26 protein-coding genes and 1 tRNA gene are annotated in these 23,161 nt (G+C 70.4%); 10 read left to right on the forward strand and 17 right to left on the reverse strand.

The annotated features are described in order from the left end of the window. Positions 1-122: 122 nt before the first annotated feature. The 12 genes from ACW4TU_RS30355 to ACW4TU_RS30410 form a co-directional block, all read right to left on the reverse strand. Complete coding sequence (locus ACW4TU_RS30355; protein ID WP_457418241.1) at positions 123-557, reverse strand: hypothetical protein; 435 nt, start codon at positions 555-557, stop codon at positions 123-125. Beyond that, entirely contained in the window at positions 554-805 is a 252-nt protein-coding gene (locus tag ACW4TU_RS30360) for a hypothetical protein (protein ID WP_457418243.1), read from the reverse strand. The genes ACW4TU_RS30355 and ACW4TU_RS30360 overlap by 4 nt, the downstream gene beginning before the upstream one ends. Then, entirely contained in the window at positions 802-1,878 is a 1,077-nt protein-coding gene (locus tag ACW4TU_RS30365; protein WP_457418245.1) for a DNA cytosine methyltransferase, read from the reverse strand. The genes ACW4TU_RS30360 and ACW4TU_RS30365 overlap by 4 nt, the downstream gene beginning before the upstream one ends. After that, positions 1,875-2,372, reverse strand: a complete 498-nt coding sequence (locus ACW4TU_RS30370) for a hypothetical protein (RefSeq protein WP_457418247.1) — start codon at positions 2,370-2,372, stop codon at positions 1,875-1,877. Before ACW4TU_RS30370 ends, ACW4TU_RS30365 begins: the two co-directional genes overlap by 4 nt. Next, a complete protein-coding gene (locus tag ACW4TU_RS30375) occupies positions 2,369-2,644 on the reverse strand; it encodes a hypothetical protein (protein ID WP_457418249.1) in 276 nt (91 codons plus the stop codon). The genes ACW4TU_RS30370 and ACW4TU_RS30375 overlap by 4 nt, the downstream gene beginning before the upstream one ends. Next, complete coding sequence (locus tag ACW4TU_RS30380; RefSeq protein ID WP_457418251.1) at positions 2,641-3,543, reverse strand: hypothetical protein; 903 nt, start codon at positions 3,541-3,543, stop codon at positions 2,641-2,643. Before ACW4TU_RS30380 ends, ACW4TU_RS30375 begins: the two co-directional genes overlap by 4 nt. Then, positions 3,540-4,430, reverse strand: coding sequence for a PD-(D/E)XK nuclease-like domain-containing protein (locus tag ACW4TU_RS30385; RefSeq protein WP_457418253.1), 891 nt, complete (start codon positions 4,428-4,430; stop codon positions 3,540-3,542). The genes ACW4TU_RS30380 and ACW4TU_RS30385 overlap by 4 nt, the downstream gene beginning before the upstream one ends. Beyond that, positions 4,427-4,891 (reverse strand): hypothetical protein, encoded by a 465-nt coding sequence (locus tag ACW4TU_RS30390; RefSeq protein ID WP_457418255.1) that lies wholly within the window; start codon positions 4,889-4,891, stop codon positions 4,427-4,429. Before ACW4TU_RS30390 ends, ACW4TU_RS30385 begins: the two co-directional genes overlap by 4 nt. Then, positions 4,891-5,145 carry a hypothetical protein gene (locus ACW4TU_RS30395; protein WP_457418257.1) on the reverse strand — a complete coding sequence of 85 codons (255 nt, stop codon included), beginning with the start codon at positions 5,143-5,145 and terminating at the stop codon, positions 4,891-4,893. Before ACW4TU_RS30395 ends, ACW4TU_RS30390 begins: the two co-directional genes overlap by 1 nt. Before the next feature lie 76 nt (positions 5,146-5,221). After that, a complete protein-coding gene (locus ACW4TU_RS30400) occupies positions 5,222-5,887 on the reverse strand; it encodes a hypothetical protein (protein WP_457418259.1) in 666 nt (221 codons plus the stop codon). Further along, positions 5,884-6,231, reverse strand: a complete 348-nt coding sequence (locus ACW4TU_RS30405) for a hypothetical protein (protein WP_457418261.1) — start codon at positions 6,229-6,231, stop codon at positions 5,884-5,886. The genes ACW4TU_RS30400 and ACW4TU_RS30405 overlap by 4 nt, the downstream gene beginning before the upstream one ends. A gap of 94 nt (positions 6,232-6,325) precedes the next feature. Continuing rightward, positions 6,326-6,619, reverse strand: coding sequence for a hypothetical protein (locus ACW4TU_RS30410; RefSeq protein ID WP_457418263.1), 294 nt, complete (start codon positions 6,617-6,619; stop codon positions 6,326-6,328). Positions 6,620-7,168: 549 nt separating this feature from the next. Here ACW4TU_RS30410 and ACW4TU_RS30415 point away from each other — a divergent pair. Continuing rightward, complete coding sequence (locus ACW4TU_RS30415; protein WP_457418265.1) at positions 7,169-7,576, forward strand: hypothetical protein; 408 nt, start codon at positions 7,169-7,171, stop codon at positions 7,574-7,576. A 157-nt stretch (positions 7,577-7,733) separates the two neighbouring features. Then, on the forward strand, positions 7,734-7,982 hold the full coding sequence (locus ACW4TU_RS30420; protein WP_457418267.1) for a hypothetical protein: 249 nt from the start codon (positions 7,734-7,736) through the stop codon (positions 7,980-7,982). 16 nt (positions 7,983-7,998) lie between these two features. Here the strand turns inward: ACW4TU_RS30420 and ACW4TU_RS30425 are convergent, their stop codons facing one another. Both ACW4TU_RS30425 and ACW4TU_RS30430 read right to left on the reverse strand, forming a co-directional pair. Further along, the gene (locus ACW4TU_RS30425) at positions 7,999-8,970 is read right to left on the reverse strand and encodes a tyrosine-type recombinase/integrase (protein WP_457418269.1); all 972 of its coding nucleotides are present in this window, start codon (positions 8,968-8,970) and stop codon (positions 7,999-8,001) included. Between the two features lie 183 nt (positions 8,971-9,153). Beyond that, a tRNA-Arg gene (locus tag ACW4TU_RS30430) sits at positions 9,154-9,226 on the reverse strand. Positions 9,227-9,549: 323 nt separating this feature from the next. Between ACW4TU_RS30430 and ACW4TU_RS30435 the strand changes: the two genes are divergently transcribed. From ACW4TU_RS30435 to ACW4TU_RS30465, 7 genes are all read left to right on the forward strand, one after another. Continuing rightward, positions 9,550-11,169, forward strand: coding sequence for a dynamin family protein (locus tag ACW4TU_RS30435; protein WP_457418271.1), 1,620 nt, complete (start codon positions 9,550-9,552; stop codon positions 11,167-11,169). Further along, on the forward strand, positions 11,166-13,196 hold the full coding sequence (locus ACW4TU_RS30440) for a YfjP family GTPase (protein WP_457418273.1): 2,031 nt from the start codon (positions 11,166-11,168) through the stop codon (positions 13,194-13,196). The genes ACW4TU_RS30435 and ACW4TU_RS30440 overlap by 4 nt, the downstream gene beginning before the upstream one ends. 329 nt (positions 13,197-13,525) lie before the next feature. Beyond that, complete coding sequence (locus ACW4TU_RS30445; protein WP_457418275.1) at positions 13,526-13,999, forward strand: single-stranded DNA-binding protein; 474 nt, start codon at positions 13,526-13,528, stop codon at positions 13,997-13,999. Positions 14,000-14,232: 233 nt separating this feature from the next. Beyond that, positions 14,233-15,654 (forward strand): Cys-Gln thioester bond-forming surface protein, encoded by a 1,422-nt coding sequence (locus ACW4TU_RS30450; RefSeq protein WP_457418277.1) that lies wholly within the window; start codon positions 14,233-14,235, stop codon positions 15,652-15,654. Between the two features lie 191 nt (positions 15,655-15,845). Next, a complete protein-coding gene (gene ettA, locus ACW4TU_RS30455; RefSeq protein WP_457418279.1) occupies positions 15,846-17,510 on the forward strand; it encodes an energy-dependent translational throttle protein EttA in 1,665 nt (554 codons plus the stop codon). Between the two features lie 6 nt (positions 17,511-17,516). Next, a complete protein-coding gene (locus tag ACW4TU_RS30460) occupies positions 17,517-17,954 on the forward strand; it encodes an acyl-CoA thioesterase (protein WP_457418281.1) in 438 nt (145 codons plus the stop codon). Beyond that, positions 17,951-18,643, forward strand: a complete 693-nt coding sequence (locus tag ACW4TU_RS30465) for a DUF8185 domain-containing protein (protein ID WP_457418283.1) — start codon at positions 17,951-17,953, stop codon at positions 18,641-18,643. Before ACW4TU_RS30460 ends, ACW4TU_RS30465 begins: the two co-directional genes overlap by 4 nt. A gap of 35 nt (positions 18,644-18,678) precedes the next feature. Here the strand turns inward: ACW4TU_RS30465 and ACW4TU_RS30470 are convergent, their stop codons facing one another. After that, on the reverse strand, positions 18,679-19,083 hold the full coding sequence (locus ACW4TU_RS30470) for a globin (RefSeq protein WP_457418285.1): 405 nt from the start codon (positions 19,081-19,083) through the stop codon (positions 18,679-18,681). Between the two features lie 138 nt (positions 19,084-19,221). Here ACW4TU_RS30470 and ACW4TU_RS30475 point away from each other — a divergent pair, with 138 nt between their 5' ends. Next, positions 19,222-20,217: a methyltransferase domain-containing protein gene (locus tag ACW4TU_RS30475; protein WP_457418286.1), complete on the forward strand. Its 996-nt coding sequence runs from the start codon at positions 19,222-19,224 to the stop codon at positions 20,215-20,217. A gap of 37 nt (positions 20,218-20,254) precedes the next feature. On the opposite strand, the gene ACW4TU_RS30480 is transcribed toward ACW4TU_RS30475, so the two are convergent. Together ACW4TU_RS30480 and ACW4TU_RS30485 are read right to left on the reverse strand one after the other, a co-directional pair. Next, entirely contained in the window at positions 20,255-21,679 is a 1,425-nt protein-coding gene (locus ACW4TU_RS30480; protein ID WP_457418288.1) for an FHA domain-containing protein, read from the reverse strand. Positions 21,680-21,720: 41 nt separating this feature from the next. After that, positions 21,721-23,067: a vWA domain-containing protein gene (locus ACW4TU_RS30485; RefSeq protein ID WP_457418290.1), complete on the reverse strand. Its 1,347-nt coding sequence runs from the start codon at positions 23,065-23,067 to the stop codon at positions 21,721-21,723. Positions 23,068-23,161: the final 94 nt, after the last annotated feature.

Raw genomic sequence — 23,161 nt, forward strand, 5'->3', positions numbered from 1 at the left:
TGCTGTGCCTTCCGTGTGGGTGGTGCTGGGCTGGGTGGCCGGGCCCGCCGTGGGGGGACGGCGGGCCCGGGTGACGGCCGCGGGCTGGGGGCCGCCCGGGGGAACGGCCGTCGGGAGGGTGGTCAGGTGGTCTCGGCCAGGTCGAGCAGTCGCTCGATGCCCGGCTCGCCGGTCCGCAGGAGAGCCAGGGCGGCGGCGTACTCGGGGAAGGCAACGGCGAGGCGCTCGGCGTGCTCGGTGTCGGCCGAGGTCCACGTGTCCAGCAACTTGGCCGCGAAGGTGCTCGGCGGCCAGCCGCCAAGGCGCTCCCGGAAGAGGACGTGGGCGGCAGTCTCGGAGCCGATGGTGACGGGCTGAGCCTGCGCGGCGGTGATCCGGCCGAGCATCTCGGCGGCTTCTGCGACCAGCTCGGGGTAGTGGTCGAGGCCGTCCTCTTCGCCGCACTCGTAGTTCTTGTGGATGTCGTAGTCGACCTCGTTGACGAGGGCACGGACGAACAGGTCAAGGACTGCGGGGGTGACCAGGTAGGTGGCGGGGCTGGCGGGCTGATCGGTCATGTGGTCTGTCCGTTCTGGTGGTAGGCCTCGGCCGCATCAGCGACCTGTTGCGCGAGGGCGCCCTCAGCGCACGTCTTGTGCGCGTGCTTGCCGTGCGAGTCCCGGAGCTGGGTGGGGACGGAGCAGTACCGGCAGGGCTGCGGGCCGCTGTAGTCCCAGTGCGTGGAGGCGTTCCAGTTGAGGAGCGTCCCGGGCACGTAGTCGGGCTCGGTCTTCGGCGGGGCGCGGCGGCGCCGGGTGGGCGTCACGCCGCGCCGCCCGAGACACTGGCTCGATCGAGTAGCAGTCGGATCGCGGCGGCGGCCTGCTGCGGAACGACCCCGTTGCCGAGGGCCTTCAGCTGCTGGGTGCGCGTCAACTCCGGGACAGCGGTGACGTGGCCAAGGCGGAGGCCCATCATCCATTCGACGAACTGCGGGTTCAGCCGAGACTGATCGTCAGTTGCCCGTGGGGCGGGTCGTCCGAGGATGCGCTCCCAGCGTCGGACGGCGGGCAGGAAACGGCCCCAAGCAGCGTCGGGTTGCCCCTGCTGTACCTCTCGCTCGTCCGGTCTCCGTCCGCCGCGACCGGGGTCGGCAGCAGCAGGCGTGCCGCATCGAGCAGCGTCATCCCGTAGCCCTCGCTGTACGGTGTCCCGTCCGGCCGGTAGTACGCCGTGGACGGTGATGCTGCCGCCGGGGTGGGCAGCAGAGACACCGTGTGCCGCAGGTTCATCCCTCCGTCGCCCGCGTGACCCGGGCCGGTGGCTTCCGATGCTGTCGGTGTGGGCAGCAACTGCACCACGTTCGGTAGTCCGTCCTCGAACCCCTTCCCGCGCGAGGGACTCGCGCGGGGCGTCGGTAGCTGTGGCGAGGAAGATGAGTCGGCGTCGCTGGTGGGGAGCGCCGACCTCGTCCGCGCGTACAACGCACCACTGAACATCGAACCCGAGGTCGGCAAGGTCGCAGAGGACAGTGTCGAAGCCGACTCGAAGGTGGTTCGCGACGTTCTCAAAGATCGCGACTCGGGGTCGTAGAACCCGAAGGGAACTGGCAATGAAGGGCCAGAGGTGCCGCTCATCGTCGGTTCCTTTCAGGTCGCCGGCGAGGCTGAAGGGCTGGCAGGGGTAGCCGCCGATGTAGATGTCGACGGGTTCGACGTCCTCCCACCGGGTGGTGGTGAGGTCGCCGAGGTTGGGGACGCCCGGCATGCGGTGGGCGATGATCTGGCAGGCGCCAGGGTCGTTGTCGGACACCCACGCCAACTCGCCGCCGAACACCTGCTGTACGGCTTCGTCGAGTCCGCCGTATCCGGTGCACACGGAGCCGATCCGGAGCGTCATCGGGTCACCGCCCCGTAGCCGAGCGGGTCCTCGCCGGGCCCCAACGCGCGCACCACCAGCACGAGCTGATCGCGGTCCCGGACCGAGCCGAGACGCATGTCCGGACCGAGGACACGCGTGTGGTCGTCGTCCTCGAACAGGCCCGCATCCACCAGCCCGTCCACGCACGCCTTGAAACTGGGGTACCAGTTCGCGGGGTCGCGCCGGCCTTTCGTCGAGGGGTGCAGTACGCCGAGGATGTGCGCCCGCTGGAAGAGCGGGTTCGGGCGGGCGGCGCTCATCGCGTCGAGGAGCGCGGGGCACTCACCGACTGCGTCCCTCGCCGCTTCACGCAGTCGGGCGACAACGCGACGCCGGTCGTGCATGGGCATGTTCTTGTTGGCGTTCAGGAGTGGGAGCCGTGCGGGCAGGGTGATGACGAACGGTGCGGGCCGGGGCCCGGCCGCCGTGGTGGCGGCCGGACGCTCCGGGTCGAACAGGGTCGGCGCGCTCACGCTGCACCGCCCCGGGCGGGCGTGCTGGTGAGCGGGCTGTGGTCGGTGTACGTGCGGCACGTCCAGCAGATCCGGCCACCGGTCCGCAGGAACGCGTGCAGCGTGTCCCGCTCCTCGGCCGGGCAGAACGCGAGGTCGTTGACCATGGCCTCGGTGGACTGCATGAGGATCGCGAGCGGCACCGTCTCGGGGGCCCGGCGCAGGCGGCGGCCAGCGCGGCGGCGGCCGTGGCCGGGCTGCGCGATCAGCCGCAGCCGAGCAAGCGGGCTCACGATGGCACCCCCGCCCCGGGCTGCCGCGTGGTCGGCCACTGCGAGTTGCCCTCGGTGGGCGTCTGCTGTCCGGCCTGCTCGTCGTGCTGCTGGCGGATCTCCACAGCGGTCACACGCTGCTGGGGGAACTCCTCGTCGACCGTGACCTCTCCACGACGGATCGACTCAAAGATCACCTCCAGCTGAGCAAGGTCCAGGTTTGTCCACTTCTCGCTCGCCCGGCCGCGGCTCTCTTCGAGTTGCTCGACGGTGACGCCGATGCCCTCGTAGTAGGTGATGCTGTCGGCGATGCGCTGCGAGCGGGGCGTGTCACCCTGCCCGTTCTCCAGCGTGTAGTTGACGACTTCCTTGGCCTGCTCCCGGTACCAGTCCGGCAGCACCGTGAAGATCATTTCCCTGAGGCGGCGGGCACCGTTGTTCGTGTTGTTCTCGTAGACGTCGCGCGGGTCTTCCAGTGCCTTGCCCTTGCCCTTCGCCCACCGGACGTGCGGCACGATGAACGTCGTACTCGCGCGCTCGTTGGACTCCAGGTCCCACGCCCACGCCTGCATCTCGGACTCGCCGGCCTCGTCGTCGCGGCGCAGCTCGTTCAGGCCGTGGTGGATGTTGCCCCAGCAGCGGGCCAGTTCCTTGGCGAACTGGATGGTCTCGCCGTTGACGTTGCCGTCGCCGCGGTTGAAGCGGAACAGGGAACGGGCGGCCAGGGTCTTCTGACGGAACGCGGTCCGCATCTTCTGTACAGCCGCGGCCTCGTTCCGGGGGAACTGGCGGGCCACGACGACCGCGGCCTGCACCTCGGCGACCGCACGGGACTGCTCAACCGCCGTGCCCTGCCCGACGAACGACGGCGCGGGCGCCGGAGACGGGGCGAACTGCTGCTCTGCTACCGGGTAGTTCACAGGTACTCCAGGCTGTCTCGGGTCTCGGCCCAGCCGGGCAGGGAGAGGGGAACCACGTCGTCGCTGTAGCCGGGCCAGTAGCCGGTCTCGGTGCAGCGGGCGAAGGTCTCCAGGGCGCGCCGGTTGCGGGCGGATCCGATCCGGCGGGCGGTCGCGTTGACCTCGACGACCGTGATCACGTACGGGGCGGTCTTCTCCTGGCAGACGAAGACGAACGCGGCCGAGTCGTCGGCGATCCCGAGGGCCTTTGCAGCGGACCGGTAGGTGTCGTCCTGTTGGTGGTAGCCGTACTCGTCGATGTCCTTCGCGAGCTTCTCCGGGTCCGCCGACCTGCACGTCTTGTAGTCGGGGATGATCAGCCGCCCGGAGCGCGGGTTCGGGAGCCAGTCGAGGCGGGCCCGCCGCATGATGCCGGTGCGGTCGTCGCGCCAGAACAGGGACTGTTCGGGGGTGCCGCGCTCGGGGTCGAACAGCATGCTCGCGAAGGGGTGGCGGCGCAGGGCGTCGGCCATGTCGTGGACCTGCTGGTACTCGGCGGCCTTCAGCGGGATCTTCCCCGCCGCGCGGGCCTCGGCGACCTCGGCCTTGGCCACCTTGGTGTCCCACCGCTCGTGGTCCACGACGCGCAACTCCGGGCCGTTGCCGAGCACGAGCTTGTGGGCGGCGTTGCCGATGTCCCACACCTTCTTGGGCTGCTGCGGCTGGGTCTGCTCGTGCCGGAAGATCGCCGGGCATGAGGGCGGCAGGAGCTTCCGTGCGCCGCTCGACGACAGGGCGTACCGGTGCGAGTGGTACTCGTCGTTCGTCATCTCGTAGATGCCGGGCTCGGTGATGGGCTCCGGGCCGGCGGCCGAGGTGGTGGCCTCGGCCTGCGCGACGGTCGTCATCGGGCGTCTCCCGTTGGGGTGTAGTAGCGGCGCGGGGTGCCGTCGCCGTGGCGGTCGAGGTGGCCGTCCCGGTGCAGATCGGCCAGGTAGCGGCGGACGCTCATGCGGAGGACATGCGTGCCGAGGAGCTGGTGCCACGTCCGCTTGACGCGGCCGGTGGTCCACTCGCCGCCCTCGGCCTGGATCGCCTTCAGCACGGACTCCCGGACGCCGCTGCGCGGGCGGCGGGGGCTGGGGTCGCTGCCGAGCCGGTAGAAGCGGCGCCCGCAGTGCTCGGTGGGTACGAGGTACGCGCGCCGGGCGAGGTCCCGGAGGTCGCGGCGTGCGGTGTTCCTGCCGGTGGTGGCCCACTCGCGGGACTTGGCGTAGATGTGCAGGGCCCGCTTGGTGGTGACGGGGCCGCCGCCGAAGCGACGGATGGCGGCGAGCAGGTACTCGCGGCGGATGGTGGTCTCGGCCATCAGCGGTCCCCGTCCGTGCCCGGGACCCCGGCGGCGCGCTGCCAGGCGGACCATTCGTTCGTGGCGTTCCGGGGCGGCGAGGAACGGACAGGAGTGGTGAGGGCGGTTGCGGCGGCGAGGGCGAGCGTGGCGTGTACCTGCGCCTCAGCGATCGTGCGGTCCGCTTCGCACGGCCCCTCTTCGTGCGGGCGAAGGATCGTGTGGGACTCCTTCAGCAGACGCTCGGCCTCGCGGTAGTGCTCGGGTCCGGTCATCGCTCGGCCCCCTTCACCACGGCGATACCGCCGAGGACATACAGGGCCATCGCCGCGAGGGTGATCAGGAAGGCGATCACTCGTCCTCCTCCTCGTCGTACTCGGAGTCCAGCTCCAGCGCGGTGACGATGTAGCCGGTCCGCCCGGTGTAGCTCCGGCCCCCGAAGTTGTTCGGCGTCACGCGCTCGTAGAGCTCGACCTCGCCGTCCTCGGACTGGTCGGCGGTGTCCTCGTCCTCGCGCCACCAAAGCGACACCTTGGAGTCGCTGTCGGCGTGCTCGCGGCGGACGAGGGTCTCGCAGTGCTTCCGGGCCTCGGCGGCCGTCGTGTAGTGGCCCACCACGATCGAGTCGTGCGACGCTCGGAACACCGTGGCGGGCGCGGCCTCCAGCTCGGCGACCCTTGCCCGCAACTGCTCGATCAGCTTGCGGAGACCCGGCTCCAACCCCTCCGGCGTGGACGGCGTGTGCGGTCCGTCCAGGTGGGAGATGACCGTCATGCCCAGAGCCCACGCGTCCGGCGAGGAGGCGAGGTTGTACTGACCGAGCGTGGCCAGCAACTCCTCCTCGCGGGACTGCTTGTGCTCGGCGTACTGCCGCAGCCGGTCCAGCTCGGCCGCCGTGTCCGGGCCCATCAGCAGGCCCGCCGACTCCAGCGCCAGCGCGATACCCGCCGCGGTACGGTTCTGCGTCAGCGCCGCGAGGATCACGCCCGCCGCCGAGTTCACCAGCTTCGCGTTCACGCAGCCACCGCCGGGTCCGCCAGGGTCCACGCGGTAAACGGAACGCCGAGGAACTCGCCCACGGCCGACATGCAGATCCGTCCATCCCGGCGCGACTGCGAGGTGACGACCGCAGCGAAGGTCTCGCCGATGGCCTCGACGTCGGCAATCGATTCACAGTGCAGGTGCAGACTCGGCGAGGCGGGGGCGAAGGAGTAGACCCTGACGTCCACGGTGTCCGGCATCACGGGCGACGTGCTCAGCATGTGCTCCAGCGCGGACACGGCGGCCATGTAGTTGCGGAGCTGGACCTGTTGCGCGGTCTCAACTGGCTGGACGGCTGGTTCGGTAGTCTCAGTGGTCATCGGTGACCTCTCGTTTCTGGATCGGTAGGGGCGCCGAGTCGTGGGGTCGCCGGGCCTGCAAGCGGGCGGCCCTTCGGCGCGTTCAGGGGGGAAGTCAGGCAACGGCGGTCTTGCCGGCGGCCTTCATCCGGCTCTTCGCGGCAGCCTTCGCACGGCGAGCAGCCGCAGCCTGGAGCGCGAGGCCCGCGAAGTGGGCCGACTTCAGGTGCTCGGCCACACGGGCGATCTGCTCGTCCGTCGCGTTCGGGTGCTTCTCCCGCGCCTGCTTCTCAAAGCGGCCGTTCGCCGCGGCACGCGCCTTCGCTGTCCGCGACGCGGGATCGAGCGTGTTCGCCCAACTGGTGTGGGCGGCGAGCCTGGCCCGAAGCGATCGGTCCTGCGGATCCATGTCCCTCCCTCTCTCTTTCATCCCCATCCCCGAATGGGGATGGAGTGGGCGAAAAAAGAGCCCGACGTCGGGACTGGACTGCCGCCGCGATTGCGTCGGCTTCCGGCTCCGAAACGGTGGGGCGCTCTTCCTTCACCAGTTTCTGAATCTTGCTGTACGAGACGCCGGTTGCGCTGGCCAGAGACCTGACCGAGTGGACCACGCCCCCGGGTAGCGGCTGCTTCATCAAGCGCTGGAGCAGCGTGCCGTCGTGCACGCGGTATCTGTCTGCCGACACGGAACCTCCGGTGTTGCTATCCCCATCCTCGAACGGGGATAGCCATAGCTAAGCACAGCGCTTGAGGGATGTCTAGCACAGCGCTACACCAGATCTGCTCTGTCCCTTGCGCCCCTTGTGCGTACACACGCCGGGCGACTTTGCGCCTCTTTGAGCAGGCCAGCTACCCATTCGCGTATGAGGTTGTGGACAATGACCCTTGTACGTGCGGGTAACCCCCCGCCGGATGAGCCGACACATCCGGCCCCCGCCGAAGACCTGGAGACCTCTACATGACGACTCGGGACGCCGAGACGCTCGCACAGCTCGTCAGCGAGCAGGCAGGCGAGGGGAAGCGGTACACCTTTAAGCAGCTCGCAAACCGGTCAGTCGACCCGGAGACCGGCTACTCGCCGAGCCCCAACCTCGTCTGGACAATCGCGAGCGGCAAGAGCGTCAAGATGAACCCGGCGCTTGTCAAAGCGCTCGCCGCCGGCCTCGGATTCCCTCCCCAGCGAGTAGCCGATGCGGCCCACCGGCAGTTCCTCGGCTGGTACAGCAGCGAACCATCCCCCGAGGTCACAGGCGTAGATGAGGGCGAGGACGTGGTCTACAGGGTCGCCGCCAAGGCGGGCGTGACCGCCGAGGAGATGCCTGCGGTGAAGGCCTTCTATGACGCGCTGCGCGAGGAGGGCAAGTAGTCGAACATCGTTCCTCTACTCACGGAACGTTTCGCGTTCACCCCAATGGGTGAACAGCTATTTAAGGCCACTCGGCGTAGAGTGATCGAACCTCGCGCGATTCGTACGCGTGTGCGATTCCTTGCTGTCCTGCGCGCACACGCGGAAAGGGGGACGAGTGGCAGAGCCGAGAGTGCACGTCCACGCCAAAGACCTGAAAGGGGAAACCCCTGTCGCCGTGCGCGACAGCACCCGGCACTACGACCTGGCCATCGACTTCTCATGGCCAGCAGAAGACATCGTGGCCGGACTCCAACAGGTCCTCCAGGACGGCGTAGACAGCGGCCGGTGGTCCCGCGCCGAGCACAGCGAGGCCCCCATCGAAACGAACGAGGCCGCCCCCCATCCGGAGAACGACCTCGACTGAGCAGCGGACCCGGCGGCTACAACCGGTCGCCGGGGCTCAGCTCCCTATGGATCTTCAGCGCGCGCTCGGTACCGGCCGAAGCCCCGTACCGGGACAGCATCTGCCGCGACCGCCACCCCATGATCCTCATGAGGGCATCGTCCCCACCACTGTTCACCTGCCACAGGTGCGCGAACGTGTGCCGGAACTGGTGCGGGTGAATGTGCGGGATGCCCGCCTCCTTGCACCGGTTCTCGATCATCGTCCCGACGCCCCAGATCGTCATGGCCTCGCGCCGCTTGAAGCTCACCCACAGTGGATCGCCCGGCTCCAGCGCCCGCCCCAAGTACTTCCCGGCGGCCCGCAGATACCGGTCCATCGCCAGCGCGGTAGCCCTGCCGAAAGGTGCCGGCCGCTCCCGGCCGCCCTTCCCGAGGACATGCAGCACCATCAGGTCCAGGTCGAGCTTCTCCTGTGTGCGCACGGTCAGCTCACTCAGCCGGGCCCCGGTGTCGAGGAACATCATGATGATCGCCGTGTCGCGGCGGTCCTTGAAGTCCTTCCCCTTGCACACACTGAGCAGCGTCTTGAGCGCGTCGTCCGGGATGATGGGCACCTCCACCTCCGGCACGGTGGGCGCCTTCATCGTCCGCATGGGGGAGCGGTCCATCTCCTCCTCCTCGACTGCCCAGTTGAAGAACGTCTTCAGCGAGCGGAAGTGCTGGTGCGCGTTGCCGGGGCTGCTCTCCTCGATCAGGTCCCCGATGTACGCCTCGATGTGCTCACGGTGGATGCCGCCTTCCCCTTCCAGCGCAGTCGGGGCAGGGCGATCCTCCGGCTCGTTGGGCTTGTAGCCGAGGAGGTAGGCACGGAACTGCTCGGCGGCTCGGCTGTAGATCCGCTGAGTGTTCGGGCTGAGGTTGCGCGCGCGCAGGGAGCGGATCCATGACGCGGTCAGGGGGCCGATGTCGTACGGCTTGGGGTCGTCGGCGGTTTTGGTGGCGGTCACGCCTCACCGTCCTCATTCGAGTACGCGAATGCTGTTCGCCCCCGGGGTGTGGTGGTGGTATCCGGGGGATGAGTACGACGCTACGCCGATCTCTGGAATCCTCAAGGCGCTTGGCCAAATACCGCTGTGCTGGCCCGACATGAAAAGGCCTCCCACCTGTTTCCGCTGGTGAGAGGTTGTTTGCGCCCCCGGCAGGACTCGAACCTGCGGCCAAGCGCTTAGAAGGCGCCTGCTCTATCCACTGAGCTACGGGGGCCGGGTGTGGTGGCCTCGGTCAGGGTGGGCCCGGGTGTGGGCCGGTCCTTGACGTTGCCGGGGACAAGGATAGGGCTCCCGGGTCCTTGTCCTGGTTGCTTCCCCTCCGTGGCTCAATGTGGAGGTTCGGTGAAGCGGTCCTGATAATCGCAGGCAGGTACGAATCGTGCACCGCTTTTGCCCTCTCGCGCCGCGGGTGTTGTCCACTCGTTATGCCTGGACTGCGCCTACGTCCCAGTCGCCCCTTCCGTCCCTTGTGTTCCGTCGGCGCGCAGGCATGCTCATATGCTTCAGAATTCCCCTAAAATTGGGCATTCTTCACATGTGGTGACCTTGGACGTACGGCCTCAGCTGCTCGACGCACTTTCCGCCCTGCGCGACCGTGTCGCCGCCGCACGCTTCCCGCTGCCCCTGCCCGGGGCTCCACGCGCGCGTGCCAACCGCGACGAACTGCTCGCGCAACTCGACGACTACTTGGTGCCCCGCCTGAGGGAACCTGAAGCGCCCTTGCTCGCCGTTGTGGGCGGGTCCACCGGGGCCGGCAAGTCGACCCTCGTCAACTCCCTTGTGGGACGCCGGGTCAGCGAGGCCGGCGTACTGCGGCCCACGACCCGGACGCCGGTACTGGTCTGCCATCCCGAGGACCACCACTGGTTCAGCGGGATGCGCGTACTGCCCGACCTCACGCGCGTGTGGGTGCCCCCGCAGGAGCCGGGACAGGACCCCGGCGACGATCTGCTGCTCCCCGGCGAGGACGGGGCAAGGGTTCTGCGCGTCGAGACCGCCGAGAGCCTGCCGCGCGGACTCGCCCTCCTCGATGCCCCCGACGTCGACTCCCTCGTGGCCGACAACCGCGTCCTCGCCGCCGAACTGATCTGCGCCGCCGACATCTGGATCATGGTCACCACGGCGGCACGGTACGCCGACGCCGTCCCCTGGCATCTCCTGCGTACCGCCAAGGACTACCAGGTCTCCCTCGTCACCGTTCTCGACCGGGTGCCCCACCAGGTGGTGTCCGAGGTGTCCCGGCAGTACGGCGCCCTCCTCACCAAAGCCGGCCTCGGCGACGTACCGCGCTTCACCGTGCCCGAACTGCCCGAGTCCGCCTGGGGCGGTGGGCTTCTTCCGGCCACCGCGGTGGCCCCGCTGCGCGCCTGGCTCACCCAGCAGGCGCAGGACCCGGCCAGCCGCCAGCAGGCCATGGCCCGTACGGCGTACGGCGTCCTCGACTCCCTCAAGTCCCGCATGCCCGAGCTGGCCGGCGCCGCTGCCGCGCAGTACTCGGCCGCCATGCGCCTCACCGCGGCCGTCGACGGGGCCTACGACAGCGAGCACGCGCGCGTACGGGGGCGGTTGCAGGCCGGCGCAGTCCTCGCCGGGGACGCGCTGAAGCGGTGGCGCGCCTTCCCGCTCGACTGCTCCGCGGGCGAACTCCTCGACGCCCTCGTGGAGAGCCTCTGCGCCCTCCTGCTCTGCTCCGTCACCGCCGCCGACGAACGCGTCGACGACGCCTGGCGCCGCGAACCCGCCGCGGACGCCCCCGAACTGACCGGCCGCGACCCGTCCCAGGAGAGCGTCGAACACCGCATCGGGATGGCCGTACGCCGGTGGCGGCGCGAGCTGGAGGAGTACGCCGAGGAGGAACTGCGCGACCTCGACCGGAGTGCCGCCACGGACGTCGAGGCGGTCGCCGCGCTCGTCGCCACCGCACTGCTGGGGGGCCGGCGGGCCCGGTCCGCGGGCGAGGGGCTCGCCGAACGCATCGGCGCCCACGGCGCCCTGCGACTGCGCGACCGTGGCGGACGGCTCCTCGCCGACTACCTGGGCCGGGTCCTGCACGCCGAACGCGAGCGCCGCCTCGCCCCGCTCGACGCCCTCGACGTCCATCCGGAGCCCCAGGCCGAACTCATCGCCGCGCTGTCCGTACTGCAGAAGGAGAGGTGACCGCGGTGACCGCCGTCACTGACCACGACCACCACGACGCCTCGGCCGAAAACGTGCCTCCCCGCGAGGACCTTTCCGATGGCGGCAAAGCCGAGCAGAAGGACCAGGAAAAGGAGGAGAAGGAAGAGCAGAGGGAGGGAGAACAGAGGGAAGGAGGGGAGCCGGGCGAGGAGCAGGGCAGCGAGGGCGAGGCGGCCGAAAACGAAGCTCCCGGGAAGGCCGCTTCCCCCGACGGTGATGCCGACGGAGACCGAGACGGCGACGGCCACGCGCGCGTGGCCGTCGGGCGTACCGACCCCCGTCCGGAATCCGAGTCCTCCGGCGCCTGGGACGACGGCCTGATCGCGCGCCGCGTGTCCGAGACCGACCCTCCCGCGCGCGAGACGGTCGTCGAGCCCCGGGTCTCCAGCAGCGTCCCGCAGCCCGTGATGCCCCTGGCGTACGACGGGCCGCTGCGCTCGCGGCTCGACGCACTCCGTGAGCTCGTGGGGCTGTCCCGCACCCGGCTGGACAGCAGAACGCTCGCCGAGGCCGGCCGGGTCCTCGACGAGGCGGCGGCCCGGCGCAGGCTCTCCGGGCAGCACACCGTCGTCGCCATCGCGGGCGCCACCGGCAGTGGCAAGTCCCAGCTCTTCAACGCCCTCGCCGGAGTGGCCATTTCGGAGACCGGTGTACGCCGGCCGACCACCGCCATGCCCATCGCGTGCAGCTGGAGCGACGGCGCGGCGACCCTCATCGACCGGCTGGGCATCCCCGGACGGCTGCGCCGGCGCCCACTGCAGAGCGCGGAGGCCGAGGCGCAACTGCGCGGCCTGGTCCTGGTCGACCTGCCCGACCACGACTCGGCGGCCGTCCAGCACCGCGAACAGGTGGACCGCGTACTGGCACTGGTCGACGCGGTCATCTGGGTCGTCGATCCGGAGAAGTACGCGGACGCCATCCTCCACGAGCGCTATCTGCGGCCCATGGCCGGACACGCCGAGGTCATGTTCGTCGTCCTCAACCAGGTGGACCGCCTCCCCGGGGAGGCCGCCGACCAGGTCCTCGACGACCTGCGGCGACTGCTCGACGAGGATGGCATCGCCCTGGGGGAGTACGGCGAACCGGGCGCCACCGTACTGGCGCTGTCCGCGCTCACCGGGGACGGCATCGGCGAACTGCGCGAGGCGCTCGGTCAGTTCGTGGGCGAGCGCGGGGCCGCGGCCCGCCGGATCTCGGCCGACCTCGACGCCGCCGCATGGCAGCTGCGGCCCGTCTACGCCACTGGACAGCGCGCCGGGCTGAGCGAACGGGCCAGGGAGGAGTTCTCCGCTCGGCTCGCCGACGCGGTGGGCGCCACCGCCGCCGGCCAGGCCGCCGAACGTGTCTGGCTGCGCAACGCCAACCGCGCCTGCGGCACCCCGTGGCTGCGACTGTGGCGGTGGTGCCAGGACCGGCGGGAGACCTCCACCGGCCGCATTGCCGTGAGCGAGCAGCCGGACGAGGAGGCCACGGCCCGCCAGCGTGTCGAACAGGCGGTGCGTACGGTCGCTGAGCGGGCGTCGACCGGACTGCCCGCCCCATGGGCACTGGCGGTGCGCGAGGCGGCCGTACGGGGGTCCCAGGGCCTGCCCGAGGCGCTGGACGAGCTGGCGACACGCGCCGGGACGCCCACGGGACGGCCGCCCCGGCCGGGCTGGTGGCCGGTCGCCGTGCTGGCGCAGGCGTCCATGACGATCCTTCAGATCGTCGGCGGGCTGTGGCTGGTGGCCCAGATCGTCGGGGTCATGGCGCCGAACCTGGGCGTGCCGGTGCTGCTGATGTCGGTGGGCATCGTCGGCGGCCCGGGTGTGGAGTGGAGCTGCAGACTGGCGGCTCGCGGACCGGCCCGCCGGTACGGCCTGGAGGCGGAACGGCGGCTGCGGGAGGCGGCGGCCGGCTGCGGCCGGGCCCGGGTCCTGGATCCGGTGGCGGCGGAACTGCTGCGGTATCGCGAGGTACGGGAGCAGTACGTGCGGGTCACGGGGGCACGGTCGGTGGTGGGGTGAGCGCGGGGAAACGGGCAGGTCAAAGGGGCTGAATCCCGAAGGAGTGACGGGAGGAGCGACGGGAGGGGGAGACGTGGGGTCCCTCGGTCGGGTGACGGAGTTTTCCACAACCGGCCGGTAGTCCACAGGGCTCAGCGGGCTCGGACCGACGGATGCATTCTGGCTTGGCGGCGATCACGACGGACGCGATCGGCGCGAAGCGGTGACCGGAGAGGTTCTCGTGGTCGGAGAGGTTCTCGCGGTCGCCGTGTCGGAGGCAGCCGTACGGGACGGGCCCGTACGGGTATCCGCCCGGCGCGAGTGCGCCGGGACCGGGAGGGGTGGTTCGCGTGAACGAGACGATGGTGTGCACGGTGGGCAACGTGGCGACGCAGCCGGTGTACCGCGACCTGGCGTCGGGGGCGTCGGTGAGGTTCCGGCTGGCGGTGACCTCGCGCTACTGGGACCGCGAGAAGAACACGTGGACGGACGGACACACCAACTTCTTCACGGTGTGGGCGAATCGAGCACTCGCGACGAACGTCGGGGCGTCACTGTCGCTGGGCGAACCGGTCATCGTGCAGGGCAGGTTGAAGGTGCGCACGGAGATGCGCGACGGGCAGAGCCGGACGTCGGCGGAGATCGACGCCGTGGCGATCGGCCACGATCTCGCGCGGGGCACGTCGGCCTTCCGGCGCTCAGCCGGCCCGCCCAAGGGCGAGGCCGCGGCACCGCCTCGTTCCGAACCCAGTTGGGAGACACCGGTCGACGACGAGGGCGGGGCCGCGGCGCAACAACGGCGGGAGCCCGCTGCGGTGACGTGACGTCGGGCCGCGGTGGGCGCGGGCGCCGACCGGACTGAGGCTTATCGGTGGACTGACCGACATATGGATGATCTTGGCGATAACGATTCCGAGTCGGATCGGTTATCCGATGACAGGACTGGGAAGTGCGGTGCGCCACATCCCTAGGATGCCCGGATAGCTCACGGGGCTTCTGATGCTGCTGGCGGGACCGCACCCCCCACGTCAACGAGTCCTGCTCGAAGGGGAATTCTGTGTTTTCTTCGTTCTCCGCGCTGTCCGGGCGCGGGCGAGCGGCGGCGGCCCGGCTCGCCGCCGCGACGATGGTGTCCGGCCTCGTCGTCACCGGCGCCCTGGTCACCGCGGGTACGGCCGTCGCGGACGCCACTCCGCAGCAGCAGGGCGGGGCGACCGCCACCATAGGCGGGCTGAAGACATACGGCGCGGCTGTCGTCCACGGGGACGACGGGGATGAGCAGGTGTCCGCGGGCCTGTTCGAGATGTCCGTCGACAACGGCGGCATGCTGCAGACGTACTGCGTCGACCTGCACACCCCGACACAGAAGGACGCCAAGTACCAGGAGACCTCCTGGAGCGGCACCTCCCTGGGCGCCAACAAGGACGCGGGCCGGATTCGCTGGATCCTGCAGAACTCCTATCCGCAGGTGAACGACCTCGCGGCGCTGGCCGCCCGGGCGGGCGCGGCCGGCCTCACCGAGCAGGACGCGGCGGCGGGCACCCAGGTGGCCATCTGGCGCTACTCGGACGGCGCGGACGTGGACGCCGTGGACCCGAGGGCCGAGAAGCTCGCGGACTATCTGGAGAAGAGCGCGCAGAACCTCGCGGAGCCCGACGCTTCCCTGACCCTCGACCCGCCCGCGGTCTCCGGTCACCCCGGTGAGCTGCTCGGACCGGTCACGGTGCACACCGACGCGGACAGCGTCACGGTGATACCGCCCGCCGACGCCGCGACGAGCGGGGTGCGGGTCGTCGACCAGGACGGCAAGGCCGTCACGTCTGCGGTCGACGGCGGCCAGGTGTTCTTCGAGGTGCCCGAGGACGCGCTGGACGGTTCGGCCGCGCTGAGCGTCCAGGCCTCGACCAGTGTGCCGGTCGGCCGCGCCTTCACCTCCGACAGCCGGAGCCAGACCCAGATCCTCGCCGGCTCCAGCGAGTCCACGGTCTCCGCGACGGCGACCGCGAACTGGGCGGCCACGGGTCCCGTCCCCGCACTGTCGGCGCGGAAGAACTGCGCCAAGGACGGCGTGGACATCACGGCCGTAAACAAGGGCGACGAGGCCTTCACCTTCCAGCTGATGGGCTTCGAGCACACCATCGCGGCCGGGGAGTCGCGGACGGTGACGATCCCCTTGCAGGAGGACCAGCCGTACGACTTCACGATCCTGGGGCCGAACGGCTTCGAGCAGCGGTTCGCGGGTGTCCTCGACTGCGAGACCCAGGGCAGCGCGGGCGGCGACGCCGTCCAGACACTCAGCGAACCGAGCCCGGCCCTGGCGGGCGGCACCCCCGCCGCCGGCGTCAATCTGGCCGAGACCGGCAGTTCCAGCGCGACACCCATGATCGCGGGCATAGCGATCGTCCTGCTGGTGATCGGCGGGGGCGTGGTGCTCCTCGTCGGCAAGAAGGAGCAGCACGGGGCGGGCCCCCGGGGGTGAACGCGAGCGACACCGCACCTTGACAACTCAACAGTGTGTGACCGCACGGTGACCCACTGAACCACGCGGCCCCGGCTCGCCTTCCGGGTATCCGGGGCCGCTGACGTACTCGTTTCCCCGCAGGGGTAGCGGTACGGCAAGATGGGTTGCATCCCACCACTGCCAGATTTCAAGCTGCCGGACGGTTTCTCTTGGCTGAGTACATTTACACCATGCGCAAGACGCGCAAGGCGCACGGCGACAAGGTCATCCTTGACGACGTGACGCTGAGCTTCCTGCCCGGCGCGAAGATCGGTGTGGTCGGCCCGAACGGTGCCGGTAAGTCCACCGTTCTCAAGATCATGGCGGGCCTTGAGCAGCCGTCCAACGGCGACGCCTTCCTGTCGCCCGGTTACAGCGTCGGCATCCTCATGCAGGAGCCTGAGCTCGACGAGTCCAAGACGGTCCTGGAGAACGTCCAGGACGGCGCCGCCGAGATCATGGGCAAGCTCAACCGCTTCAACGAGGTCGCCGAGCTGATGGCGACCGACTACTCGGACGCGCTCCTCGACGAGATGGGCAAGCTCCAGGAAGACCTGGACCACGCCAACGCCTGGGATCTCGACGCGCAGCTGGAGCAGGCCATGGACGCGCTGGGCTGCCCGCCCGGCGACTGGCCGGTCGTCAACCTCTCCGGTGGTGAGAAGCGCCGCGTCGCACTCTGCAAGCTGCTGATCGAGGCCCCGGACCTGCTCCTCCTCGACGAGCCCACCAACCACCTCGACGCCGAGTCGGTGAACTGGCTGGAGCAGCACCTTTCGAAGTACGCGGGCGCCGTCGTCGCCGTCACTCACGACAGGTACTTCCTGAACAACGTCGCCGAGTGGATCCTCGAGCTGGACCGCGGCCGCGCGATTCCCTACGAGGGCAACTACTCCACGTACCTGGAGAAGAAGTCCACCCGCCTCAAGGTCGAGGGCCGCAAGGACGAGAAGCGCCAGAAGCGGCTCAAGGAAGAGCTGGAGTGGGTCCGGTCCAACGCCAAGGGCCGGCAGACCAAGTCCAAGGCGCGCCTCGCCCGTTACGAGGAGATGGCAGCCGAGGCCGACAAGATGCGGAAGCTGGACTTCGAGGAGATCCAGATCCCGCCGGGCCCGCGTCTGGGCTCCATCGTCGTCGAGGTCAACAACCTCTCCAAGGCCTTCGGTGACAAGGTCCTCATCGACGACCTGTCCTTCACCCTGCCGCGCAACGGCATCGTGGGCGTCATCGGCCCGAACGGCGCGGGCAAGACCACGCTGTTCAAGATGATCCAGGGCCTTGAGACCCCCGACTCCGGTGCGATCAAGGTCGGCGACACCGTCAAGATCAGTTACGTCGACCAGAGCCGCGCCAACATCGACCCCAAGAAGACGCTGTGGGCCGTCGTCTCCGACGAGCTCGACTACATCAACGTCGGTCAGGTCGAGATGCCGTCGCGGGCCTATGTGTCCGCCTTCGGCTTCAAGGGCCCGGACCAGCAGAAGCCCGCCGGTGTCCTCTCCGGTGGTGAGCGCAACCGTCTGAACCTGGCTCTCACCCTCAAGGAGGGCGGCAACCTGCTGCTCCTCGACGAGCCCACCAACGACCTCGACGTGGAGACTCTGTCCTCGCTCGAGAACGCGCTGCTCGAGTTCCCCGGTGCGGCCGTGGTCATCTCCCACGACCGCTGGTTCCTGGACCGGGTCGCGACGCACATCCTCGCGTACGAGGGCGAGTCGAAGTGGTACTGGTTCGAGGGCAACTTCGAGTCGTACGAGAAGAACAAGGTCGAGAGGCTGGGGGCGGATGCCACGCGTCCGCACCGCGCCACCTACAAGAAGCTGACCCGGGGCTGATCGATCTTGCGGCACATCTACCGCTGCCCGCTGCGCTGGGCGGACATGGACGCGTACGGCCACGTCAACAATGTGGTCTTCCTCCGGTACCTGGAGGAAGCCCGTATCGACTTCCTGTTCCGCCCGGACAAGGATTTTCAGCAGGGGTCCGTGGTGGCGCGCCATGAGATCGACTACAAAAGGCAGTTGGTCCACCGGCACACGCCCGTGGACATCGAGTTGTGGGTCACGCGGATAAGAGCGGCTTCCTTCACGCTCACCTACGAGGTCAAGGACCCGGACCAGGTGTACGTCCGGGCCTCGACGGTCGTCGTGCCGTTCGACTTCGCGACGCAGCGCCCGCGCCGTATCACCTCCGAGGAACGGGAGTTCCTGGAGGAGTACATGGACGCGGACGACGCCGAGGACGAGAACGCCGAAGAGGGCGGGGCCGTCGCCGCATGACGGTCCTGCACCTCGCCGACGCGGGGGAGGCGGCCGACGTCGCCGCCTTTCTCGCCCGGCTGCTCCACTACGACCGTGGGGCAGCGGTGCGCCTCCAGGCGGCCGGCACCGCGCTCGCCGTGTTCGGGCGGCCCCCGTCCTTCGAGGTTCTCGCGATCCGCGCGGCCAGGCTCGCCAAGCCGTACGAGAACGGCCTGGACGTCGCCCTCGACGTCACCGTGTCGGCCGGTGAACTCCTGGAGACGGTGGACGAGTCGGCCGCCACTCTCACCGTTCCCGGCGCGGTGACCGGGCCGCCCTGGGCCGGGGTACTGCCCCCGCGTGGCGGCTGGCGCCCTGAGCCCGGCCTGCCCGCACCGGACGCGCTGCGCGCCATGGTCGCCGCGGCGGTCGCCGAATTCCGGTCCCGTACGCAGGAGTTGGCACCCGAGTTGCGTACCCGCGCCGAACTCGACCGGATCGGACGGGAGATCTGGACCCGGCCGGTGGGGGACACCCGCCTGCCGGTACGGGCCGTGCACGCGGCGCAGTCCCTGGGCTTCCTGCGACCGGCACAGGGCGCCCTGGCGTCCGCCGCGGCACCGCTCGCGCTGGTCTCCTCGGGGCCCTGGCTGCGGCTGCGCACCGAGTTCGGCTCGATCGCCGTACGCAGGGCGGGACTCGGGGCGCTGGACGTAAGCGTCCGCTGACACCGGCGACGTACGACGCGGCCTCCCGAGGGTGGTCAGCCGTCCGTGTTGACCATCGAGGCCGCCGCGTACGTCAGGTAGTTCCACAGCGTCCGCTCGTGCTCCTCGGAGAGGCCGAGCTCCTCGACGGCGACGTGCATGTGCTTCAGCCACGCGTCGTGCGCGGCCCGGTCGACGGCGAAGGGCGCGTGGCGCATCCGCAGCCGGGGGTGGCCGCGGTTCTCGCTGTACGTCGTGGGGCCGCCCCAGTACTGGATCAGGAACAGCGTGAAGCGCTCCTCGGCCGGGCCCAGGTCCTCCTCCGGATACATGGGCCGCAGCAGCGGGTCCTCGGCGACACCCTCGTAGAACCGGTGCACGAGGCGCCGGAAGGTCTCCTCGCCGCCGACCTGCTCGTAGAAGGTCTGCTCCTGAAGCGTGCCGCGCGGAATCTCGTTCACCTCACCATGGTCTCAGACGGACCGGCCGAGGACTCAAGGCCTAGGACCACCCCGTCCGGGCCGCGCACTGAGGGTCCCGTCGCGTTCCGGCCGGTATCGGCGCTCGCGTCCCGGCCCAGGGCGCAGGACAGTGGACGTATGAGCACGCACGCTGTCCACGAGGGCAGGGACGACGACCTCGGCGACCTCGCCGCCTCGGCCCGGGCGGAACTCCTGCGCGTGATCGAGGCGAGCGGGGCCTGGGACGGTGACCCGGTCTGGCGGGAGGCGTTCGAGGCGGTGCCGCGGCATCTGTTCGTGCCGTACTACTACGCCGGTGCCGTGTCCGGCCGGCAGCGGCTGTGGGGCGGGAGTCCCGACCCGCGCACGCGTGAGCGCTGGGTGCGCGGTGCCTACACGGACGCGCCGCTCGCGACCCGGATGCGCGACGGCGAACTGGTCTCCTCCAGCAGTCAGCCCTCGCTGATGGCCATGATGCTCACCGAGCTGGAGATCGAGGACGGGCACAACGTCCTGGAGATCGGCGCCGGTACGGGGTACAACGCGGCGCTGCTCGCCCACCGCCTCGGCGACGCGCTCGTCACGACGGTGGATCTGGACCCGGAGATCACCGAGTCGGCCCGCCGGCATCTGGCCGCCGCCGGACACCACCCGGTCGTCGTCACCGGGGACGGCGCCCGCGGCGTGCCCGAGCGGGGCCCCTTCGACCGGATCATCGCGACCTGCACGCTCAGCTCGGTCCCGTGCGCGTGGCTCGCCCAGTGCCGCCCGGGAGCCCGCGTCCTGACGCCGTTCGCCACCGGTCTGGCCGCCCTCACGGTCCTCGACGCCGAGCACGCCGAGGGCCGCTTCCTGCACACGTCCGCCTATTTTGTGCCGTTGCGCGGGCAGAGCCGTCCGGAGCCCGCCGTCCCGCATCTGGGCGCACTCCCGGCCCGGGCACGCGAGGACGAACTGTTCCGGTTCCTGCTGACGCTCACCCGGGGCAGCCTGGACCCGCAGGAGGCGTACGCGCTGTGGGAGCGTGAGGACCGGCCGGTACGGGAGCGGTACGGGATCACCGTCAGCGGCGGTCAGGAGTGGGCCTGGCTCGACGAACCCACCGGTCCGTACGCCTGGCCCCTTCCCGTCTGACAGCCCTGTCTGCGGCCTGTCTCCAGCCTGTTCCCGTCTATCCCCGACGGATCGTGATCGTCGTCCACGCGCCCACGTGCACCCGGTCGCCGTCCTGCAGCGGTACGGGGACGAAGGGCTGGATGGGCTCCTCGGAGTTGTTGACCGTCGTGCCGTTCGTCGAGTTCTGGTCGACGACCGCCCAGCTGCCGTCGGGCTGCTGCACCAGTACCGCGTGCTGGTGCGAGACGCCCGGGTCCTCCGGCGGCACCGCCAGGTCGATGTCCGGGGACTCGCCCGTGGAGTGCCGGCGGCGGCCGATGGTGATCTGGTTGCCGGTGAGCGGGCGCTGCTGCTCCGGCGAGTACGCGGGCAGGTTCAGGCCTGCGGCCTCGGGGCCGGAGCGCTGCATCATCGCCATGAAGTACTGGCGGTCCGGGCCGATCGTCGCGGACCAGGTCAGCGGCTGCTGCTGACCGTAGCCGCCGCCGGGTGCGGGCGGGGCCTGGGTCATGCCGGGCTGCGGGTAGCCGTAGCCGCCGCCCTGCTGCGGGGGCGGGGGTCCGCCCGGGCCGCCGGCGGGCGGGGAGATCACCCAGTCGTCGTCACCGCCGCCGTAGCCACCGCCGGGGGCGGGCTGCGGGCCACCGGGGCGGCCCGTCTCCTGCGGGAACGCGGGTTGGAAGGGCGGACCGGACGGCTGGAACGCCTGCGGCGCGCCACCGGGCCCTCCAGGGCCTCCGGGCTGCGGGTATCCCTGGGGCCCGCCGGACGTGGCGGGGGGACCGGGCTGCTGGTATCCCTGCGAGCCGCCGGGGCCGCCGGGCGGGTAACCCTGCTGCCCGCCGGGGGACGTACCACCAGGACCGCCTGGGCCTCCGGGACCGCTGGACTGGTAACCCTGCGGTCCGCCGGCGGACGTACCACCAGGACCGCCGGGACCGCCGGGACCACCGGGAGTGGGACCCGGCGGCGGGGGGACCGGGCGTGACGGGTCGCCGCCGAAGGGCGGGATCGGTTCGGCGGGGCGGTTCATCTGCGACGGGCGCGAGCTCTGGTAGTCGTACCCGTCACCACCACCGCCGTAGGACGGGCCCGGCGGCGGCGCGGACGGGAAACGCTGGCCGGGACCCGCGCCGTACCCCTGGCCCTGGCCGGGTCCCGGCGCCGGGGGGCGCGGGGCGGCCGGGGTGTACGAGGTCGCCGTGTTCGTCAGGAAGTTCCACCGGCACTCCTCACAGAACGGAGCGCCCCCCTCACGCGGGGTGCGGCACTGCGGGCACAGCTCCTGCTCGGCGTCCGGCACGGCGGACAGGTGCGAGCGGCTGCCGGGCGCGCCGGTGGCGGAACCCGGCGGCGGATAGCCGTAACCGGACGCGGGGGGTGGCGGCGGGGGCGGGGGCACGGCACCGGCCATGCGGTGACCGCAGACCTCGCACCAGTCGTCGGAACCCGACTGGTGTCCGTTCGGGCAGGTCGGCATGTCGGCGCTTCCCCCTCTCCTCTTCGCTACGTTTTGTGTATCTACTTCTTTACACGAACAGTCTTTGTGGACCGTGTCTCGAGCGTCATCTCGTCGGCCTCTTCGACCTTCGCCTTCAGTCGCACAGTACCCGCCGCTGCGTCGACCACGTCCACCACCTTCGCAAGCAGTTTCGCAGTATCCGCGTTTCCGGAGGCGCTGGCGAGCTGTACGGCCCGTCCCAGCTTGGCCGTCGCGCCGTCGACATCGCCCGCTTTACGGGCATCCAGACCCTGCTGGATGACCTGTGCCAGTTCCGCCTGGCCTGTGTAGTGCGCGACCTGTGGGTTGATCGACGTCGAGGCGGCCATGTCGTCGGTCCACACGGCCCGTACGAGGCCCTGCGCGCCGAGGTTCTGGGCGCTGCCGTCGGGTTGCGGGATCACCAGGGAGACGCGGGCGGCCAGCATCTCCTGGCCCAGGCCGGCGGAGGGCACCTGGACGCACACGTGGTAGTCGCGCGACTCGTCCCCCCAGGAGCCGGTGGGGTAGTCACCGGCGCGGGGGCCCGCCTCAATGCGACGGTCGGTCAACTCGGCGACGGTGGGAGCCACTTGCTTGACGAACTTGATCTCCGTGCCGACCGGGGTCCACAGCCGCAGGGCGACGTCCGCGACCTCCTTGCCCATGGCCGTCTCCATCATCTGCGTGAAGTCGGCGGCGAGGCCGGCCGGGTCGGCGACGATGTCGGCGGTGCCCAGCAGCGCGGAGGCGACGGCGGTGACCTCCTTGACCTCCCAGTCGGTACCCACACCCCGCGCGTCGCAGGTGAAGCGGCCCGCGCAGGAATCCAGGGCGGCCTTCAGGTCTTCCGGCGACTCGTGCTCGTTGCGGCCGTCGGTGAGCAGGATGCCGTGCCGGATGGTGACCTCGGACGAGGACAGCAGCCGGTCGGCGAGGCGCAGCCAGGTGCCGATGGCCGTGCCGCCGCCCGCGCTCAGCCGGCGCAGCGCCTGCTTGGCCTGCTCGCGGGTGGCGGCGTCGGCGACCGCGAGCCGCCCGCCGCCCGGATAGACCTCCTTGGCGACGTGTGTGCCGCCGATCACCGTGAAGTGCACCCCGTCGCGCACGGCGTCGATCGCGGCGGCCGTCGCCTCCCGGGCGCCCCGCATCTTGGTCGGCGGGTAGTCCATCGAGCCGGAGCAGTCGACCATGATCGCCACGGCCGCGTCCGGACCCTGGCCGGGTGCGTAGAGGTGCGGTGCCGAGATGCCGGTGCCGACCGTGCCGCCGCCGGTCGCGGTGACCGTCACGATCGCGCTGACCTCACGGCCGCCGTCGGGCAGGTACTCGTTCTGGTACACGTCGACCGAGAACTGCGGCACGTTCGACTTCGAGAAATTGGCCATGCGTGCTTCGCTCCCCCTCGAAAACCCCACATCCGTGGAGCAGTGACTGTATGCGGACCAGTCCCCTCCGGTCCTTCCGCGGACACCCCCGTGT

This window comes from Streptomyces kryoterrae, assembly GCF_054072135.1.